This window comes from Clostridium saccharoperbutylacetonicum N1-4(HMT), assembly GCF_000340885.1.
GTDB lineage: Bacteria > Bacillota > Clostridia > Clostridiales > Clostridiaceae > Clostridium > Clostridium saccharoperbutylacetonicum.
This window is the reverse complement of record NC_020291.1, coordinates 2,503,485-2,523,466: the sequence shown is the minus strand read 5'-3', so window position 1 is coordinate 2,523,466 and position 19,982 is coordinate 2,503,485. Positions and strand designations below refer to the sequence as shown.

The following is a 19,982-nucleotide window of genomic DNA, read 5'->3' as shown; positions in this document are numbered from 1 at the left end:
CCCTCCTGTTCAAAATATATATAATCTTAAGTTTATACTTTATCATTATGAATTAATTATAACATAAATTGTAAATATTACATTATTCAATTTTCAAAGAACATTTTTTATTTACTACATCAAATATGGAATATTGTCTCCTAAATATAATAATAGAGATAGTATCGCTCACCTCAATGATGCCATATACTATCTCTATAATAATTTATTGTCGTTTTTTTTCATTATGCATATATTGCTATATAACAGTTGTATATGTGTGCACATATACAACTAATTAAATTAAAGGAGTTTTTTTATTATGTTTAATGAAGTTGAAAAGATAGATAACTGTAATTGCATAGCAATCCACCATGAAATAGTTGATGAAGTAAGAAAAGATATGCTTGAAGAAAATATATTATCTGATTTAGCCGATTTGTTTAATATATTTGGTGATACAACAAGGATAAAAATACTTCATGTACTTTCAAAATCTGAAATGTGTGTATGTGATATTTCTTCACTAATAAATATGAATCGTTCTTCAGTATCTCATCAATTAAAAACACTAAGACAAGCTAAATTAGTTAAATATCGAAAAGAAGGTACAATAGTATATTATTCTTTATCTAATGATCATGTCAAACAAGTGTTTAATCAGGGATTAATCCATCTTATTGAAGATTAATAATTTATTATTTAGAGGTGGATTTATGACCATTTCCTGTATAACTGCCTCTATTTTTATGTAAATAAAAAAGCAGTAGTGGATTGTTCCTACTGCTCTTCATTTTATCTTTTATGAAGTTTGCGTATTAACATGCATTATGCTCATTTGCATTTATAAAATTAGTAACTATATTGCAAAAATCTTTGACTTGATCAGTATGAATAAAATGTCCACAATCTTCAACTATCTCCAATTTACCATTAAGAGAATTCTGCACAAAGTAATCTTGAAAATCTATACTTATTACAGGATCATGGTCGCCTTTAATCAATAAAGATCCACAGGATATTTCTTTTATATAATGAATATAGTTATTGATATTAATTTTATCAGCTATAATTCGCTTACTATGAATGATACTATTTTCCCATTGATCAGATGAAATATCTTCTAGTGAACAATATCTTTTAATTTCATCTGTCCATTCTTTGATATAATAAACTTCTTTACGGTATTCCCACGGAATTTCCATTTGTAATTTAGCAAGCGTTTCAAAATTGTTACAGTTACTCAATTTATAATCAATTTCTTTAGCCAATTCGTACTCATTGATATTACGAAGATAATTAGATGTATTCCGGTTAAGTGTTTTAATGGATTCTAAACTACTCCAGTTAGGGTTTTCATATATAACTGCCTTTATTGATTTTGAAAATTGATATGCATATAATAATGCTAAAAATCCTCCATATGAATGTCCTATTAAAATCCATTGTTCAATATTTAATTGTTCTCTAATATACTCGCAATCATCAACAAGCATTTGAACAATTAATGGTTCATTTTCCTCTACTCTATCAGATCTTAAAACACCTCTTTGATCAAGCATAACAATATTAAAGTTTTTAGAAAGTAAATAAGCAGCATAATTAAAGTTCTCACAGTTATCACCTGGTCCCCCATGCAGATACAAAATCGTTTCTGCATTAGATAACTGATTATAATATCTAATAAACACCTTCTTTCCATCTTTCAATGGAATTAATTTTTCTATCATAACAACACCTCGCCTAATATTAATCTTCGCTACGCCATTATTTACAATAATGTAGTAAATACAAAATCTTTATTTCTAAACATCTTATGAAGAATGATTTCATAATCTTATAAGAAATTATCTTCTAACATAAGTAAGTTCAACCATGCCATCAACCATTTTCGTTTCAATAAGTTTAAGTTTAATTTCAGGATTTTTACCAATAAAAAGGGGAACCCCATTGCCCAAAATAGTTGGTATTATCGTTATAATGTACTTATCTATGAGGTCTTGCTTAATAAATTGGTCAATTAACTTTCCACCACCAACAAGCCAAATATCTTTGCCTTGTTGTTTTTTTAGGTTTTTAATAAATCCAGTAATATCTTCTGTTATGAATTCTACTCTATTATCAGGCTCACATTTCCTTGTTGTTGCTACATAACACTTTTTACTTTCATATACCCAAATGTCAGGAGATAATTCATTAATAACTTGTTCATATGTGGTTCTACCCATTACAACTGTATCTATTGTGCTATAAAATTCATTGTATCCGTTATCTACATTTAGATTATTACTATCACCAAGTAGCCAATCAACCGCTCCATTTTCCTTTGCAATATATCCATCTAAACTTGTTGCAATATAGACAATTATGTTTTTATTCATTAATTCACCATCCTCATTTAACTACATTAAATAACAATGTTTATTATACCTCAATATTCTAATTAAGACACACTAAAGAAAAAAATGATTTGAAAGTGCTCTTAGAAAATACAGATATTGTCTTAATAAGTGAAAAAAATATAGATTTAAATGACAATGAGCTAAATGAATTCCTATGCTCATATAAAAAGGTTATAGAAGATAAAAAGATAAATATTATTTTATGTGAAAATAAAAAGAGTTATGAATATTAATATGTGAACAGATAAAAATGCAATATAAAAACTTAAAGCTAAGTTTTTATATTGCATTTTTATTATGCATTGGATTCTCACTTTTCTTACAGGATTTCTTGCATTTAATAATGAAGAATGATTTTTGTAATAAATAGAGGTATTAGATATCATAAAGAAGATATTAAACAGACATTTTGGGTAATAAAAAGAATAAAATTAGGAAAATAAGTTGGTTAAATAATAAATTTACTTTTTATGCATTATTTTATATGTTTAGAGAAAAATGTATTTATTTTATTTAGTTATTATGAGAATATCAAATAAACAAATAAAATTAATAGGGGTGATCATATGTTAAAAAGAAAAATATTAGCAACAACAACTATATTCTTTATTACTATGCTTGGAATTATCGTACCAGGGGAAGAGGCAAAAGCAGCGGATACTTCCTGGAATCTTGCTTGGTCAGATGAATTTAATGGAAATACAATTAATACTAGAAATTGGACTTACGACACTGGAACCGGTTCTGGTGGATGGGGAAATAATGAATTAGAATATTACACTAATCGTCCTGAAAATGCAAGAATAGAAAATGGAAATCTTGTGATTGAAGCTAGAAAAGAATCTTATGGAGGAATGGGATATACTTCAGCTCGTATGAAAACACAAGCATTAAAAAGTTTTACATATGGAAAAGTAGAAGCAAGAATGAAGCTTCCTGCTGGACAAGGAATATGGCCAGCATTCTGGATGCTAGGAGAAAACATTCCACAAGTGAGCTGGCCAGCATGTGGGGAAATTGATATTATGGAACATATAAATAATGAACCATATACTCATGGTACTATTCACTGGGATACTAATGGACATGCTGAATATGGAAAAGTTACTCCAAATATTGATGTTACTCAATACCATGTTTATTCAATTGAATGGGACAAAAATGCAATTAAATGGCTTGTAGATGGAACTCAATATTTAGAAGCAAATATAGCTAATAATATTAACGGTACTGATGAATTTCATAAACCATTCTTTATCCTCTTTAATTTAGCAGTAGGTGGAAATTGGCCTGGAAACCCTAATGGAACAACTGTTTTACCAGCTAAAATGTATGTGGATTATGTTCGGGTATACCAACAAGGAAGTACTACAGATATCCCTACAGGTTCATATTTGCCAAGCAGTACATGGTATTTATTTAATCAACCAGTAAATGGTGTAAGTAGTGCAAGTCAAGATATGCAGACAGTTAAAAGTGGCATTAGTGGATGGCAGCCTATAAAAACTATAAGTACAGGTAATAATTTATGGACTACACCAACAATTAATGGAACATATAATGCAGGTAAATGGAATTTTACATTATGGACAAATAATCCAGGAATTTCCAATGTAGCGGTTGACTTATACAAAGTTAATAGTAATGGAACTGGTGAAGTGCTACTAGGAACTCAAACTATTGATATATCAAAAACAGGTGGAGGAAATCATCCGACAGTATATTCATATAATTTAGATCAAGTTGCATTTAATAATCAAAGATTAATGCTTAAAATACATAAAACATCAGGAGGGGATGCAGTAATGTGTTATAATGCAAATGATTTTCCAACAAGATTAGTTACTCCATAATATATAAAAGAGGCTCCGTATATAGTGAGTCTCTTATCCTATAAAACAAAGCCTATATCTTATTTTCTTACTATGGATAACATATTGATAAAAATGTTTATAACTCTTAGTTCGTGAAATAAGAAAAATCCGAATTAACTTTTCTATAATCTATATTTACTCTAGTATATTGTTTAGCTCACTTATACCTTTAGAATAACAATCTTTAACCTCTTTTAACATACTTGTATAAAACTCAATGGCAGAGCGTTGTCTTTCTTTAGCTATTTGAGTTCCTCTGTTAGTATAGAACTTATCATATAGTTTTTCTAACTTATATTTATACTCATGAAAAAAAGATGGATTTTTATCACTTGTACCATCTAATATAGTTCCATTTTTCTCGATGGAATACAATGGTTCTGATACCTGTACTATATAAAATAATGTTCGTGCAATTCCAAGTGTTCCAGTCACATCTAATTTATCCGCATCAAATAATATCTTTGCTTCTATACTGCTCGGAGGGTTATCACTTCTAAATCTATGTGTTAATATACATGATTTTATATGAGCAGCTTTTTCTTCAGAAAAACCATTATTTATAACATAGTTGAATGCCTTTTCACTGCCAACTTGAGCATGACATAATTTCGAATTGTTAAATTGTTCTTCTCTACCAATATCGTGAAGCAAACAAGAAATAATCAGAACATCCATATCAACTTTATTTTCATATTTAGCAATATCTAATGCCATATATAAAACCCTATAAATATGTTCCTTATCATGGGCACTATCGTTCATACATTCTAGCATATAGCTTTCAATATTTTTATATAACCCTATATTCATTAATTATAGTTCCTCCATTTCTAATTGAAAATACAAGTTATTTATTATTCGTTCTAATTTATCATCATACATTAATTATAACATATTCTGTAAGTATGATATTTAAAATTTTACACAAAAAATAAGCAGTAGTGGTGGATTGCTCCTAGCTACTGCTTTTATGAATTTGGTGAATATAACTATAACTTTTTTTTATATCCTTTATTGGTAGATGGACTAAAGCCAACTGATTCATAAAAACTACAAGCATCTAATCTGTCAGTCTCTGTAACTAAATAATTTGTGTGCAATTTCGTTCCTTTGCAATACTTTCAAGATCTAAAAATAATGCTTTTCCAACTCCTTTTTTTCTGTAATTTTTATCTATTATCATATTCTCAATTACTAAAAAAGGTCTACAATCGCCATAAAGTTCTTCGCAAACAATACCCATAACTGAGCCTATTAATTTACTTTCTTCCGTTGCACAAAGCAGAATATGTGTATCATAATGTTGGAATTTTTCAAATTGTTTTTGCATTTTTTTAATATTTGAATTTTCATTCCAAAATTGTTTATATAATATTGCTAATCGTGGAATATCTTCAAATTGCATTTTTCGTATTATCATAAACGAACACCTCCTTATTGACTATCTCTCTTTAATACACAACAATTCACAAAAATTTAGCAGATGTAAAAGTTTAATTGATGTTGCTTACTAAATATTTCGTATTGATAATCCCATAAGTATGCAAGGAATTATCGCATATGGCAATTGCACAAGCAATCCACCTTCTTTAATATAAGTAGGAAATATTGGTGAGAAGGCTGAAGTATATAAAAAATATAACGCTTCAAAATTATGATAGCCTAAAGCCAAACCAACACAAAGAATTAAACCTACTACAGATATAAGGCTCACAGATAATAAATTTTTCATCCTACTACCTTGATCTTTTAGAATAAATCTTGCAAAGATACAATATAAAATTATCACCAAAATAAAAGTAATCCACATTTTTATTTCCTCAAAACTCCTTCTATTTATTAAGTCTTGCTCTGACTTAATTTTAGAAGAATTAAACCCAATAACAAAATTAGAAAAGAAAGTTAAACATCTCAAGAATATATACCCAGATAATGCTGTTAAGTTATTTTTAATCATGCAATACCGCCCTTTTTTAATGAATTTAACAAGAACATTATGAATTTTTATTAATATAAATCTTTAATGCTTTAATTAATAAAATAAGTGCATATATACTTAGACCACTTAAAACTATTGGAATAATAACAAAAAATGAAGCTAGAAATTGTCCAAAAAACGGCATTGTATTCATTAAGATACCTCCTATTCACTATAGCTGTTCCAATAAATAATTTATAAATACTTCACTTGTCAATTTTTAATTAATTATTACAACCTAATTACAATGTCATTACCTATTTGCTTATCTCTATATGGTGGGGTAAATTCTTTAAAAGTCAATTCAATTCCTGAAAGATCATCAGGTAATGGTGGCCATACAATAAAGTTATAATGAAAATGACCTCCTCCTCCACAGCCATCTAACATTCGGCATTCATATTCTTCACTTACAACCATCTCAAAATTACTATGTCGTGGACTAATTTCCGATATATCCTTTGTATTATCCCAATCTATATTAAAATTTACAACGCTAGAATTTGAATACTGTCGTATGGCCATTATAGAAAAAAGGTGTTCATCTATCTCAAGCGACTTTAAAACTGGTAAATTCATTCGAAATCCTTCTGGTTTAACTAGTGGTATATACAATTTTTCGTTCCATAAAGCACCAAAAAACGATTTTAATAAATCCTCATATAAATTAAATTTTTCTGCCCATTTAGATATGTATTCAAAAGGTGGATAACCAGGATTATTCTCTGACTTTTCTTTACGTTTATTTATTAATTCACAAATTTTTTCATCTATTTGCTTAATTCTTTCATCATAATGTGTCGTTGGTCGCTTATATGGCATTCGTTCCATTTCTATCCCTCCCAAAAATATATGTTATACATACAATAACTATCATATACTAATTATAACATATATTGTAAAACTTACATCGCTGAATTTTCACTTTAATAAATTAAGTTTTTCAGCATTCTAAACATAAAATAAGCTGTCTTAAAATAGAAAAATAAAGTCTATTTTAAGACAGCTCTTGATTTAAATATATTTCAAAATTTATATTTTTATAATGCTTTTGCGCTTTTAACGCAAAAATAGTACCTACAATAATTATAATAAATATTATCTTAGTTCTATGATGCATTTTTTATGATTTATAACTACATTTAAGATAAAATTTTTACTACCTAGTTTTTAAACAAATCTGGCAATATGTCGTAAACATACTGATCTACCCAATTCCAAGCATGTGTCCCATCAGGGCTTACTATAAAATAGAAATTTCCTTTAGTTGTATCCGCTGAAAAAATGAAACTATCCTTTAATTTCATCATAGCATCAACTTGAGGTTTCAAATTAGGATAAGCGATATCCTTAGCACCTGTAGCACAGAACACATAATAATCAGTTGGTTTATAACCAGAGTTTTTCGCTACTGTTGCAAGGTATTGTGCTGTTTCAACAGGTTTTATTCCTCCATTTCCTTGTCCTAATGACCAGCAGTCACCGCTTAATGGCATATAATATTTAAAATAGTCAAGGCAATTTATAAATGTATACCAAGTAGTTACTGATCCCATTGAGAATCCGCCAAATGCCCTGTGGCTTCTGGAAGCCTTCAAGTCCTTTAAACTTCCTGATGCAGCATAGGTATGATATTTAGTTTCTATCATAGGTACAACATACTTAATCAATTCCTTATTAAAAATGGCAGTATCCTTTACTGCATCTTTACTATTAGTATAAAATGAAGGTGTAACAACAATAAGTGGTTCAATATTGCCATTTGCAATCATGTTATCTAGAATTTTCTTTAGATCCTTGCTCTCGCTTGGACCACCAAATATAGTGGTTTCATTCTCTCCGCCACCATGCATTAGATATAAAATATTATACTTCTTAGTATTATCAGAAGGATTATATCCATTAGGAAGATAAACATTCATCTTCTTAACAGTTTTACTATTATCCTCATTAGTCACTGTATATTCCATTTGTTCAATTGTACCAGGTTTTGTACTGTTTACCCTATATTCATTTGGAACTGGTTTGAATTGTTTAGCATTTGCTGCTTCATCTGTGAGTACAAGCTTATCCATTGCTGCCTTTACAGCAGTATATTGATCATCAATTTGCTTTTGAGTAACATTTTCCTTTGCAAGTACTTCTTTTGCAGCTGTTATACTATCATTTAATATATTTGCATTTTTATAGTTTGTCAAATCAAGTTTTTTAGTACTGTCAATTAAACTCAATAAATCGTATGGATTCAAACCACTTACAGCATTATTATCCCTGCCTGTTAACAATATGCCACCAAACTTAGCTGTATCATTCCATGCAGTACCTGTTGAATCAAAAACATTAATGGTACTTGCTCTATCTGCTCCCTTTGCATCATTAACCTGTAATTCAAGTCCAAGTACCTTACCATTTTGAGGTACAGACTTAAGTGCAATTCTTGCTTCTATTACATATCCATCCTGAGTCATTTGAGTTTTTGTATACAACCTCTCAATATTTCCAGCATCTACAGATTGAGTATTTTCATAATTCACTCTAAAATGTAAATCATCTATGCCATAATCATGTGTCTTGTCGTTATTCTCATCTAAAAAGAGTTCTAAAGAATCCTGGGCATATGGAGTTCCAGATTGCACAGATAAATTTTTATCTTTAACTTGTGCAAGAATATATAGAGCATTATCATCCCATAAAGCTCTAAATTCTGCTGATGTATCAAGGTTTCCTGACACATATTTTGGCGTAACAACTGGTGCAGCCTTCCACATGTCATCAATTATGCCATCAATTTTAGGCGATCCGAATTTGGCCACCATTCTTCCCTGAGGATCAAAGCCTTTCCCATCTACAATTACTTTAACAAGTCCATCTTGATTAATTGTAGCTGCAGAGGCTCGAGTAGTAGGTAAAAGGATAAAATTTGTAGATACTAAAGATGCAACCAACATGATAAATACACTTTTTCGAAACTTCTTTTTTTCTTTTTTCATAAAATATCTACTTCCTTCTTATATTTTTAATGTTTACCATAAGAGAATTTAATTGCTATATGGTTTATCTAACAATAGAATACTATAACGTTTACATATATGTCAATATATCCCATTTAAAAATTTGAACAATTCTTTTTTCCAACATAAATATTTGCTATCATATATAAATTGTAGTATATATTGTAAAACTTACGAATGGATGTCGAAGTCCCTTCAGATTTTCTTGAATTTAGAGTTACACTCTAAATCAGAACTTATATCTTAAATTACTATATCATTAACTAAAAATTAATATTTAATTTTTAAAACAAAAAGTGAAGTTCTCATTAAAGGAACTTCACTTTTTTATTTCTACCTATAAACTTTACTATAACCAACTATATTTATTAAAACCTTGTAACTTTAATTTTTTTATTATTTAAGACTTTCAATAGCATTTTTTGCCCACATTGAATCCTTAAAGGCTGCTCTTCCAATACCTACAAGATCAGTTTTTCCTGAAGCCACTAATTCTTCTGCAGCTTCTGGTTCAGTTATTCCACCAGTTAATATAACTGGCATTGAAGCGACTTCTTTTATAGCTTCTGTAATTTCTGAAAAATATCCTTGCTCGTTAACCTTATCAGGAACCATATAACCGCATAATCCACCTGAGATATCCAATATTTCTATTCCTGCTTTTTGGAATTCTACAGCTGCTATTTTGCTATCTTCAATTGTTGTTCCTCCTTCCTTATAATCACAAGCTCCCAGTCTAAGAAGAATTGGGAAATCATTACCTACAGCTTCTTTAACTGCATTTATAACTTCTAAATGAATTTTAATTCTGCCTAATACATCCCCACCATATTCATCAGTTCTCTTATTTGTTATTGGTGAATAAAATTGATCCAAAAGATATGAATGAGCTGAGTGTATTTCTACACCATCAAAGCCTGCCTCTTTTACACGTTTTGCTGCTACTTTAAAATATTCAATTATTTCTTTAATTTCTTCTTTGGTAAGTTCTTTTGGAAGATCTGATTTTATAAGCGGATTAATTATCGCAGAAGGACTTACATTTTCATATCCTGTCACTTCCATTTTTGCTGCACTCCCTGCGTGATTAATTTGCATTATAGCTTTCGAACCGTTTTTGTGAATAACTTCAGCTAATTTTTTTAATCCTTCCATATTGCAATCCTCAGCTATAGAAAGTTGGCCTTTGCTAGCCTTTCCTTGAGGTGCTATATAACTATGTTCAATAATAATTAAAGAAAAATAACCCCCTTTAGATTTTTCATCATAATAATCTAGCATTTCCTTACTTACCATTCCATTATCTGATTTTGCAGTTGCCATTGGAGGAAACACCAATCTGTTTGTTAATTCTAATTTACAGTTTTCTAAGCCTTTACTTAAATGTGACATTTTATCACTTCTCCCTTATGCTTTATTTTAATACCTATTCTCAAATTACAATGTAATTTTTAAATGCTTTGTAATAAGTCTTCCTATAATTTTTCAAAAAATACATAGTTTTATTTCATTTCTACTAGTCTAGATTTAGAATTTTAATTAATCTGTATTTACCGATTAATTAAATCGCTAAATACAGATTAACACATTCAAACTTTTAATGCAATAGAAATTAAAAAGAGTAATAAATAAAATTTAGCAAACTCTGCCAATTTATTTATTACTCTTTCATTATACTTCTAATTCAATTTTAATCCACTTAGATATTTCCTTTATGGTTTCTTCATTTCTTCTGTAATATGTATATTGCCCAATATTTCTTGATTCTATAAGCTGGGCATCTTCTAAAATTGATAAAAACCCTGATATAGTTGATTGACTTAAGCCAGCAGTCTTTCTTATGGAACCTACACACACACCACCTGGAAAATCGTCCATTACTGATAAATGTATCTGTGGATCAAAATTTTTCTTTGGATCCTTTAACCATAATAATATATTTAATCTTGTTTCATTTCCTAATGCTTTAAAAATTTTTACTGCATCCATTGTTCTCATTCCTTTAATGACTCTACTTTATATAATTAAATTAATATTATCATATACTTTTTGTAAAATGCAATATATATTCAAATTATCAATTAATGGCGAAGCTCACAGAGAAAGTTCGAATAACGAAATGTACACATATAAAAGAAGCAGCTATGCACTTCTAAAAAGGGCAGCTATGCTGCAATACGGAACTTATCTGCAATTAAGATCATTTTTTACGCACCCACAAAAGCAGCTATGCACATCTGAAAAGAGTGGCTTTTCCACAATACGGAACATTCCTGCAACCAAGAACTAATTCTCTTTTTCGATTCTCACTTTTCCTTCAGGATTTCTTGAATTGAAATGTACAATCTTAATTAGAACTTATATAATAAAAATCGAAAAGAGTAATAAATTTAATTTCAGCTAGTTCGCCAATTTATTTATTACTCTTTCTTATGTTTTTAATTCTATTTTAATCCACTTATATATTTTTAATCAAACTTTGACATTTTAACTAAATCCATTGCCCTATTAGTTATTACCTCAATAGATTTAGATATTTCACTTGTAGCTATATATTGATTATCAGAAATTTGTCCAGCATCATTTACATCAGCTAGTACTTCTTTTACTGTCTTTTCAATCTGCTGAAGTGAATCAGCTACTTTTATAGCCGTTTCTTTACTCTGAGCAGCAAGCTTTCTCATTTCAGTAGCAACAACTGAAAATCCTTGTCCATTGACACCAGCCCTTGCAGCTTCTATAGCTGCATTCAAACCAAGTAAATTAGATTGAGCTGAAATTGCTTGTATTAATTCAATAGCGCTACTTCCAGACTTTATGCTCTCCTCTGCAACAACTGCATTATTTTTGATAGAACTAACCATATTATTTAGATTTTTTGCACCTGCCGCAATTTCCTGTATAGAAGCATTTGTCTCCTCAATTGATGCTGTAAGATCCTCTGACACCTCTTCAATTTGACTTACTTTATCTATATTTAGCGTTACACTGAATAATCCCACAACTTCATTTTTAGAATTAAGCACAGGATTAATAACTGATCTCAGTGTGATACCTGCAACCTCTCTAGGGACTATTGTAGTTGTTGTTTTCTTAGTTCTTATTATTTCATCAAGCATATCCTGAAAGCCTAAGCTCAGCATTGTATCACCTTCTTTAAAGGTAAACCTCACCTTATCTCCATTAAGAACCAAAAGATATTTTGTAGTATCAGATATGGCTATACCAATATCTTGATTTAAAAATGACTGAAACATCGGAGCCATTTTTATTAATTCTTCTAAAGTTTCATCAATCATTACTTTCTCCTCATAACTATTTATATTTTAAGCTGTTATACTAGGTTCTCACATGTATCACAACTCTGCTTTAACTAATGTAAGAATTTTATATACTAATAATTATTTCTATATAAAATTTTGTATCTAAAAGAATATATACGTGGTTTATTTTATCCCTAACTCTTTTGAACAAAAAAATATTTACAACAAATTTAACTTTGTAATTAAGTTTGTTGTAAATTCTTGTTTATTAATTATCCGTAGAATTTCTTCTTCCAACTTGATAATCATCATGCGCTGCAAACATGGTTGCAACTGTTCTAGCCTTTGTTCCAGTTAACTTTTCAAAATCATCTGTAAATTCATCCATTTTGCTAAGACGTATTGCCCGAGCAAAGGTTACCATCCCATCACTTGAATATGGTGCTGGAGAGCCATCAAGGAACTTACCACCTGTAGTTCTTGGAACTCCAATTGCATCAAAGGCTGCGTAAACTTCTTCTTCAGTAGTATCCTTAACAGTAACCTTCATACCAGTTTCTCTATTACCAATTTCAACAAATTCATGTAAAGTTAAAGATTCTGGTCCATTTATATTAAGAATTTTTTTATGAAGGTCGTCTTTTGTTAAGGCATAAGCTGCTGCTAATGCACAATCTTTACGAGAAATATACGACATCTTTCCATCACCTTGACAACTTACCATAACTCCATTTGAAGTTAAATAACTAGTAATCATCGCTTCAGCATATTGAGAATTTCTAAGGAAAATATAATCCGTTCCTAAACTTAAAACATATTCTTCTGTATAAGCATGATCTATTTTCTCAACACTTGGGTTTTCTGGATCTCTTGCATTTACAAGGGATGTATATATTATTTTCTTTACGCCAGCAGCTTTTGCAGCATCAATTGCATTTTTATGCGCATTTTGACGTTTTTCACCTACAAATGGAGCTGAAATAATTAAAATCACATCTCCACCTTTGAAGGCAGCTTCTAAGCCTTCATATGTATTAAAGTTTGCTACTCTTGTATCAAACCCTTCTTTTTCAAATGCTTCTAACCCTTTTGAAAAAGGACATGTTAATATAAGATCTTCTTTTTTTACTAATTTAGTTATATTCCTAACCACTTCTCCGCCAAAGTTTCCATCTACACCTGTTACTATAATTTTTGACATAGCATACCCTCCACGTTAAATTCTTAACAATTGTTATGCTTATATAATAGTACAACTATAATAAAGAAAATAGTTAGTTTTTACTTATAAACACCATTATTTTTACTTATAATAGTTCTAAAATAATCTGCAGTAATATCCACTAGTGCTTTTATAAATTCATTATCATTCTTTTTTAAATATCCCATACAGAACTCTGCACTATGATGTGTATTATCAATATCAAGTATACAAATACCACTATCTTCGTCAACTACTTCTCTAGAGGTTAAAGCAATTCCCTGATTAATTTTAACCGCCAATAGCAATTCTTCTAATTCATCAGTTTCCTGTACTATATTAGGCATAATTCCATCTTCTTCAAAGGACTTTATAAAATCCAAATAAAATCCTTTCCCCATGCTTTTTGAAAAAGATACAATTGGCTGCTCAGCTATTTCTATACTATTTACCGATTTTCTATTTGCCCAAGGATGGTCTTTTGAACAAACAACACATACATTATGTTTTAATAACTTCACAGTATTTATATTTTCTTTTCCTTTAAAATCATTTGTAATTCCAAAACAAATATCCAATTTTTCTTCTAGTAACTGGTTTACTCCACTTTCAAACTTAATTTTCTTTAACTCAATCACTAAATCACCATATTGTCTTTTATATTCCTTAATAATAATTGGTAAATGTTTATTTTCAAGAGGACCTGTTATTCCAATTCTTAGTTTTCTATTTTTCGAAACATCATATTTCTTGGTTGCTTCAACTATTTTTTTATATTGTTCTAATATTTTTTTACATTCATTATAATAATATCTTCCTGGTTCTGTTAAAATCGGACGATACCCGCTACGATTAAATAAACACACTCCCAAATCCTCTTCAAGCTGGCTAATTTGCTGACTAATTGCCGATTGAGACAAATAGAACTGCTTTGCTGCCTTAGAAAAACTTCCATTTTCTACAACACTAATAAAAAAATTTATCTTACGATTTAACATTTTCCCACCTATTTATTCCAAATTTCCTCACTTAATTATACCATATATTGAAGTTTGTTCAAATTAACGTAAGCGTAATTTGGGGTGTCTGGCATTTACCTTTATGGTTTATGGGTGCTACTAGTCAATCTCAAACGAACTTTAATTCTTTTCTTATTGGTACTCTTGCTTTTTCTATTGCATTAGCAGTTATAAGAGACCTATCAAAAAGCGTATTTGTGTGTATTTTACTTCATTGCATCATTCATTTGATATAACAGAGGTTGTTATTGGATTTATATCAAATATGATTATCCTTTTAATATCATTATTGATTTATTTAGTTTATTCCTTAGCAAAAAGAAAAGCACCAGAAAATTCTTTAAAAGTGTATTCAAATTAAAAACAAAAGTTATATATTATTAAAACATACCTAACAAAAAACTTACCATATTAATTTGTATATGGTAAGTTCCATGTTGTAATTATATATTCATTTTTAATAAATTACTCTCCAATTTATCATATCAATAAATTAGAAATTTTACTTTCGTCTATTATTTCAAAGCAGCTTTATATTGTTCTGGATAATTGATATCTAAATTTCTATCCTTTGCTTCATTTAATACAAAATATGGATTTCTTAAAAGTTCCCTGCCTATTGCAACTAAATCTGCTCTTCCATTAGATATTATTTCCTCTGCCATATTGACATCTGTAATTAATCCAACAGCTATTGTAGGAATGTTACATTTTTCTTTAATTGTACTAGCAAAATTAACTTGATATCCTGGATATGCACTTATTTCTACTGGAATTAAACCTCCAGTACTTACATGCACTATATCAATATACTCTTTTATTTCATTTATAATTTCCACCATATCATTTATAGTAATTCCACCCTCTTTATAATCATAAGCTGATACTCTAAGCATAATTGTTTTTTCCTTTGGCCATACTTCCCTTACGGCTTCTAGTATTTCTTTAAGAAATCTAGTTCTATTTTTTATATCTCCTCCATATTCATCTTCTCTCAAATTTGATAATGGAGACAAGAATTGATGTATTAAATAACCATGAGCCCCATGTATTTCAATAGCATCAAAGCCAGCTTTATCTGCTCTTTTAGCTGCTTCTTTAAAGTTCAGTACGATTTCTTTAATATAATCTTTAGTTAATTCCTTAGGAACTGTACTTTTTTCATCAAATTTAATTGCACTTGGAGCTACAGCTTGGCTAGCAGTTCCTGTATATTTTCTTCCAGCATGATTTAATTGTATTGCAATTTTAGAACCATAATTATTGACACCATCAACAATTTTCTTAAGCTTGTCTATATGCTTATCATCCCAAATCCCTAAATCTCTGTCTGTTGTTCTTCCATTTTCACTTACTCCTGTTGATTCAACAATTATAAGCCCTACAGCACCAATAGCTCTAGTTACATAATGGGTGTAGTGAAAATCATTTGCTATACCAGTTTCGTCAGATGAGTACATACACATTGGTGGCATAACTATCCTGTTCTTTAAGTTCATATTTTTTAATTTGTAATTTTCAAAAGTTTTCATAATTTTAATCTCCTTTTTATTATATTTCTTGCTTGTTGAAATTATAGCACCTATGATATACTTAGGAAAGTAGTGATATTTTTTTCATATAATTTCAAAAAAGTAAGTATTGTGATAAATCAACGCTTGAAAGGAGTTTTATTTATGTCAGAAGTTAAACTTGAACGAGGAAACCCTAATGAAAAATGTCCTATTGAGGCTGCAATAGACATCATAGGTAGTAAATGGACCTTTTTAATAATAAGAGATTTATTGATAGATGGAACAATAAGATTTGGAGATTTTCTACGTTCTTTAGATGGAATAAGTCCAAAAACTTTATCCCTTAGACTACGTGAATTAGAGAAATTTGGATTGGTCAAAAGAATTGTTTATCCAGAAATCCCACCAAAAGTTGAATATGAATTAACCGAAAAAGGTAAAAGTTTAGAAGGTGCATTTATAGAATTGAAAAAATGGGGACTTACAATTATAGAATAAAAATACCTCCAGAAAACCTGGAGGTATTTTTGATGAGAATTACAAAATACTATGTATATTAATAAGTTATTCTTTGATTCGGTAAAACTTAAGAGATAGAATATTGTTAATTAAATTTAATCATTGAATAACTTGATTAACCAAAATTTTTTATATTTATTTTTCAACTTTAATCATTTATATAGATATCCAAATGAAGAATCAAACTTATAAATGGAATATACATGCACCATTGAGAAATTATAATCGTAACACTACACTAGAAATTAGATACATTTTTCTGGAAGCAGGCATGTGAAATTGAGCTGATGATGGTTCTTAATGGGGGCTTGTTTCATTTTTAGCTTGTCCAGATTTTACATCTGGAACACGCTTAAATGACGATAAGCCGCCATTTAGAACCTTCCAGCGAAAATTTCACTAGTCCTGTGGAAGATAAATGTATCTGATTTCGGTAAGTTCCGCATATGTCTAATTCTCGCGTTGGATATCTTTAGTTGAACTATTTCAATTTATAAGGCTTCTGCAATACATTTTTATATTTGAATCTAATTTAAGGAATCAAAAGTCTTATTGCTGCTAGTGCTGTAACTCCTAAAATCACTAGATGAAATAATCTTTCATTTAGCTTTTTAATTATAACAACTCCTAAAAATGCGCCAACTGCTATGGCTGGTATCATCAATCCTGTTAAATAAATTGTTTTTATAGGAATGTTATTCCAAAAGAATATTTGCAATGGTACCTTCGTTAAATTAATAATAAAGAAAAACCACGCTGTTGTCCCCATAAAATCATTTTTCTTAAAACCTTTAGCTAACAGATAAACACTAAAAATAGGCCCAGCTGCATTCCCTATCATTGATGTAAAACCACATAAAATGCCTGTTAATGCATACAATAAAGTGCTTTGGGGCACTTTAAAATTTTCACCTTTTTTCTCAGTATAAATTAATATTACTAAACAAATTAAAACTGAAACAGCTATACAAGCTTTAAACGTTTTATCATTTACATATATTCCAACTATAACTCCTAGTATTAAGCCTAGTAGTGTCCATGGAAGTAATTTTCTTATATTTTTCCATTCTGCATGCCTGTTATAATAATATAAAGCAAATATATCCCCAACTATAAGCATAGGTAATATAATTCCTGTAGAATCCTTTCCTCCAAATACACTTGCTACTATAGGAATAGCTGGCATCGTAAAAGAGCTTATTCCTGTCTTTGAAAAACCAATGAAAAATGCCGCTAGTATTAGCCAAAGCCATTGGTCTTGTAATAAATTTAATCCTTGAATTAACTGCATTATAATTTCCCTTCTTTAACTAATATTGTACTTCTACTTATGCATTTTTATATTGGCTGCTTTTATTTGGCAAATTCAATTTGCCTATTGCCTTTTTTAGAAACTGCAATTATAATGCCAAGTAAAATTGAAAGAAAGGCTGAGGCTAGAACTCTATACTCTAGTGGTAATAAAAATACTATTGTATGACAAGGTATCCAAACACATGTACATGTCTTAAGCCATGAAAAGCTTACTATTGTATACCAGTCAATTCTATCAACAAAATCTTTTACTGTTAATTGACTTATTTTTTTCTCATAACTCAAATCAACAAATAAATCTCCAAACTTATGATAAATATACATCATAGGTCCAAAGGTTAAATTCATAATAGTACTTCCAAAAAATGCTTGAGCTAATGTTGATCCTGCAAAAGGAAGCCTTCCTGCAGCCTGTGCTGCCCCAGCTCCTGCTGTAAACACCGTAAATACAAGTGTTATCATCATTCCAATTATTCCCCATACAATAGCTTTATAAATAAAACCTTTTGGTACAATCCACTGTCCATTTAAAATTCTAATTCCAAGCCAATCTCCCATGCTCGCTAATATAAAAAACTTAAAAAATCCTCCCATATACGGATGTGCATCTGTGACTTCTAAAAAAACTGTGCGTGTATCTGGTATTGCTAAAATTAATATCCATATTAGCAACACAACTCCCCACAAAAAGTCGCCCTTTTTATTCTTCATTAGTATTCCCCCATTAAATGTTTACGTAATTCTTTTCTTAAAATATTATATAGCAATTATCATGCCATTATTTTAATTCAAAACAGTTATTCTTTAAAAATTCCTTATAGCCTCTAAACACTTCCTTTCTATGTATATTAATAACAATTTCCATATAAAATTGCTTCAAAATAAATTTAGTGAAATTTGATAGTAATACAATTATGTATTAGAACTTTCCAAAACTCTTTATTTAATTAATATTTATCAAAACAAAAATGTATTATATCTAATACATTTTTGTTTTATATCATCAAATTAAGCATTAAATTTCCTAGGAAATTTCTCCGTTCATTTCTTTATAAAGGCTAGGTAAAATAACAGCTAAATTGCTATATTCCTCAACATTATGAAAAGCTAATCCCATTGGTGCTTGAACTGGAATTTGAATTCCATCTGGAAGAAGCTTGCAAGGCTTTCCATCAATCATATTATAGCCCATCCAAAATCTTGAACGAGATTCAACTCCATCTGGAGTTTCTCTAAAATAATGAATCATTATAGCTGGTGCCTTTGGCCCTCCTGCACGTGCTTGTGATAAACCATTTGCTGAAACAACAGTTGCCTTTTTTTCTTTTAATTCATCAGCAGTAAAACCTAGTTGTTCTGGTTTTAAAAATGAAATTTGAATATCTTCTGGTCCATTACCTGCATCTTCAATTACATAATGAGTACGACCTTGAAATTTTTCTAACATAGGAGTATTAGGATTTAGTATTATTTCTCTATCTTCGTCACTTACAGAAATGCCAAAATGGCCTTTTCTAAACCATAACATATAACGCATATCTTCAAGGGCATGCCATGCAAACCACCAGTTAATCATGTCTAAAGTTACACCTGGAAATTTATTATTAACTGCTACATAACCAGTCCCATTTGGAAGAATACAATAACCAGTTTCAACTTCATCATATCCTGCTTCAAGCAAATGTCTTATATCTTCTGGCATAATAGCTTTACTTGGATCCATTGGACCCTTCTTTAATATTTCCAATAATTCTTCATTAGGATTGGCAATTGATTGATTAAAATATTTTGAATAAGGTCTTTTTTCTTCCTCTGAAGTTAGTTCTTTTTTTAAATCTTTTAACATAATATCCTCCTTGATTTCTATAACTAAATTTGTGAATTTTTCGTAAGTTTAATTAATAA

Annotated in this window: 21 protein-coding genes and 1 pseudogene; 5 read left to right on the top strand and 17 right to left on the bottom strand. The window is 29.6% G+C overall.

Annotation, left to right across the window (positions count from 1 at the left end; translation table 11 throughout):
* The first annotated feature begins 301 nt into the window (after positions 1–301).
* The gene (locus tag CSPA_RS11175) at positions 302–670 is read left to right on the top strand and encodes an ArsR/SmtB family transcription factor (RefSeq protein WP_015392374.1); all 369 of its coding nucleotides are present in this window, start codon (positions 302–304) and stop codon (positions 668–670) included.
* 127 nt (positions 671–797) lie between these two features.
* Here the strand turns inward: CSPA_RS11175 and CSPA_RS11170 are convergent, their stop codons facing one another.
* Both CSPA_RS11170 and CSPA_RS11165 read right to left on the bottom strand, forming a co-directional pair.
* On the bottom strand, positions 798–1,709 hold the full coding sequence (locus CSPA_RS11170; RefSeq protein ID WP_015392373.1) for an alpha/beta fold hydrolase: 912 nt from the start codon (positions 1,707–1,709) through the stop codon (positions 798–800).
* A 117-nt stretch (positions 1,710–1,826) separates the two neighbouring features.
* Positions 1,827–2,360 carry a dihydrofolate reductase family protein gene (locus tag CSPA_RS11165; RefSeq protein ID WP_015392372.1) on the bottom strand — a complete coding sequence of 178 codons (534 nt, stop codon included), beginning with the start codon at positions 2,358–2,360 and terminating at the stop codon, positions 1,827–1,829.
* Between the two features lie 77 nt (positions 2,361–2,437).
* Between CSPA_RS11165 and CSPA_RS29545 the strand changes: the two are divergent.
* Both CSPA_RS29545 and CSPA_RS11155 read left to right on the top strand, forming a co-directional pair.
* Positions 2,438–2,614, top strand: a pseudogene (locus CSPA_RS29545) (DUF3867 family protein); the annotation flags it as partial.
* A 333-nt stretch (positions 2,615–2,947) separates the two neighbouring features.
* Positions 2,948–4,234, top strand: coding sequence for a glycoside hydrolase family 16 protein (locus CSPA_RS11155; protein ID WP_015392371.1), 1,287 nt, complete (start codon positions 2,948–2,950; stop codon positions 4,232–4,234).
* Positions 4,235–4,390: 156 nt separating this feature from the next.
* Here CSPA_RS11155 and CSPA_RS11150 read toward each other — a convergent pair whose 3' ends face one another.
* The 11 genes from CSPA_RS11150 to CSPA_RS11105 form a co-directional block, all read right to left on the bottom strand.
* Complete coding sequence (locus CSPA_RS11150; RefSeq protein WP_015392370.1) at positions 4,391–5,068, bottom strand: HD domain-containing protein; 678 nt, start codon at positions 5,066–5,068, stop codon at positions 4,391–4,393.
* Positions 5,069–5,339: 271 nt separating this feature from the next.
* A complete protein-coding gene (locus CSPA_RS11145) occupies positions 5,340–5,678 on the bottom strand; it encodes a GNAT family N-acetyltransferase (protein WP_015392369.1) in 339 nt (112 codons plus the stop codon).
* Positions 5,679–5,768: 90 nt separating this feature from the next.
* A complete protein-coding gene (locus tag CSPA_RS11140; RefSeq protein ID WP_015392368.1) occupies positions 5,769–6,215 on the bottom strand; it encodes a hypothetical protein in 447 nt (148 codons plus the stop codon).
* A gap of 37 nt (positions 6,216–6,252) precedes the next feature.
* Positions 6,253–6,390, bottom strand: a complete 138-nt coding sequence (locus tag CSPA_RS30090) for a hypothetical protein (protein ID WP_015392367.1) — start codon at positions 6,388–6,390, stop codon at positions 6,253–6,255.
* A 77-nt stretch (positions 6,391–6,467) separates the two neighbouring features.
* Positions 6,468–7,067: a hypothetical protein gene (locus CSPA_RS11135; RefSeq protein WP_015392366.1), complete on the bottom strand. Its 600-nt coding sequence runs from the start codon at positions 7,065–7,067 to the stop codon at positions 6,468–6,470.
* A gap of 332 nt (positions 7,068–7,399) precedes the next feature.
* A complete protein-coding gene (locus CSPA_RS11130; protein WP_015392365.1) occupies positions 7,400–9,226 on the bottom strand; it encodes a sugar-binding protein in 1,827 nt (608 codons plus the stop codon).
* A 417-nt stretch (positions 9,227–9,643) separates the two neighbouring features.
* On the bottom strand, positions 9,644–10,639 hold the full coding sequence (locus tag CSPA_RS11125) for an NADH:flavin oxidoreductase (RefSeq protein WP_015392364.1): 996 nt from the start codon (positions 10,637–10,639) through the stop codon (positions 9,644–9,646).
* Between the two features lie 279 nt (positions 10,640–10,918).
* Entirely contained in the window at positions 10,919–11,245 is a 327-nt protein-coding gene (locus CSPA_RS11120; protein ID WP_242838584.1) for an ArsR/SmtB family transcription factor, read from the bottom strand.
* 470 nt (positions 11,246–11,715) lie between these two features.
* Positions 11,716–12,546 (bottom strand): methyl-accepting chemotaxis protein, encoded by an 831-nt coding sequence (locus CSPA_RS11115; RefSeq protein ID WP_015392362.1) that lies wholly within the window; start codon positions 12,544–12,546, stop codon positions 11,716–11,718.
* 232 nt (positions 12,547–12,778) lie between these two features.
* On the bottom strand, positions 12,779–13,711 hold the full coding sequence (locus tag CSPA_RS11110) for an NmrA family NAD(P)-binding protein (RefSeq protein ID WP_015392361.1): 933 nt from the start codon (positions 13,709–13,711) through the stop codon (positions 12,779–12,781).
* 80 nt (positions 13,712–13,791) lie between these two features.
* Positions 13,792–14,709, bottom strand: a complete 918-nt coding sequence (locus CSPA_RS11105) for a LysR family transcriptional regulator (RefSeq protein WP_015392360.1) — start codon at positions 14,707–14,709, stop codon at positions 13,792–13,794.
* A gap of 47 nt (positions 14,710–14,756) precedes the next feature.
* Here CSPA_RS11105 and CSPA_RS30980 point away from each other — a divergent pair, with 47 nt between their 5' ends.
* On the top strand, positions 14,757–14,966 hold the full coding sequence (locus CSPA_RS30980; RefSeq protein WP_157228415.1) for a CPBP family glutamic-type intramembrane protease: 210 nt from the start codon (positions 14,757–14,759) through the stop codon (positions 14,964–14,966).
* Positions 14,967–15,245: 279 nt separating this feature from the next.
* Here the strand turns inward: CSPA_RS30980 and namA are convergent, their stop codons facing one another.
* Positions 15,246–16,262: an NADPH dehydrogenase NamA gene (gene namA, locus CSPA_RS11100; RefSeq protein WP_015392359.1), complete on the bottom strand. Its 1,017-nt coding sequence runs from the start codon at positions 16,260–16,262 to the stop codon at positions 15,246–15,248.
* 144 nt (positions 16,263–16,406) lie between these two features.
* Between namA and CSPA_RS11095 the strand changes: the two genes are divergently transcribed.
* Positions 16,407–16,742, top strand: a complete 336-nt coding sequence (locus tag CSPA_RS11095; RefSeq protein WP_015392358.1) for a winged helix-turn-helix transcriptional regulator — start codon at positions 16,407–16,409, stop codon at positions 16,740–16,742.
* 553 nt (positions 16,743–17,295) lie between these two features.
* Here CSPA_RS11095 and CSPA_RS11090 read toward each other — a convergent pair.
* From CSPA_RS11090 to CSPA_RS11080, 3 genes are all read right to left on the bottom strand, one after another.
* Positions 17,296–18,054 carry a sulfite exporter TauE/SafE family protein gene (locus CSPA_RS11090; RefSeq protein WP_015392357.1) on the bottom strand — a complete coding sequence of 253 codons (759 nt, stop codon included), beginning with the start codon at positions 18,052–18,054 and terminating at the stop codon, positions 17,296–17,298.
* 62 nt (positions 18,055–18,116) lie between these two features.
* Positions 18,117–18,788 (bottom strand): Mpv17/PMP22 family protein, encoded by a 672-nt coding sequence (locus CSPA_RS11085; protein WP_015392356.1) that lies wholly within the window; start codon positions 18,786–18,788, stop codon positions 18,117–18,119.
* A gap of 313 nt (positions 18,789–19,101) precedes the next feature.
* Positions 19,102–19,923, bottom strand: coding sequence for a DAPG hydrolase family protein (locus tag CSPA_RS11080; RefSeq protein WP_015392355.1), 822 nt, complete (start codon positions 19,921–19,923; stop codon positions 19,102–19,104).
* Positions 19,924–19,982 lie beyond the last annotated feature (59 nt).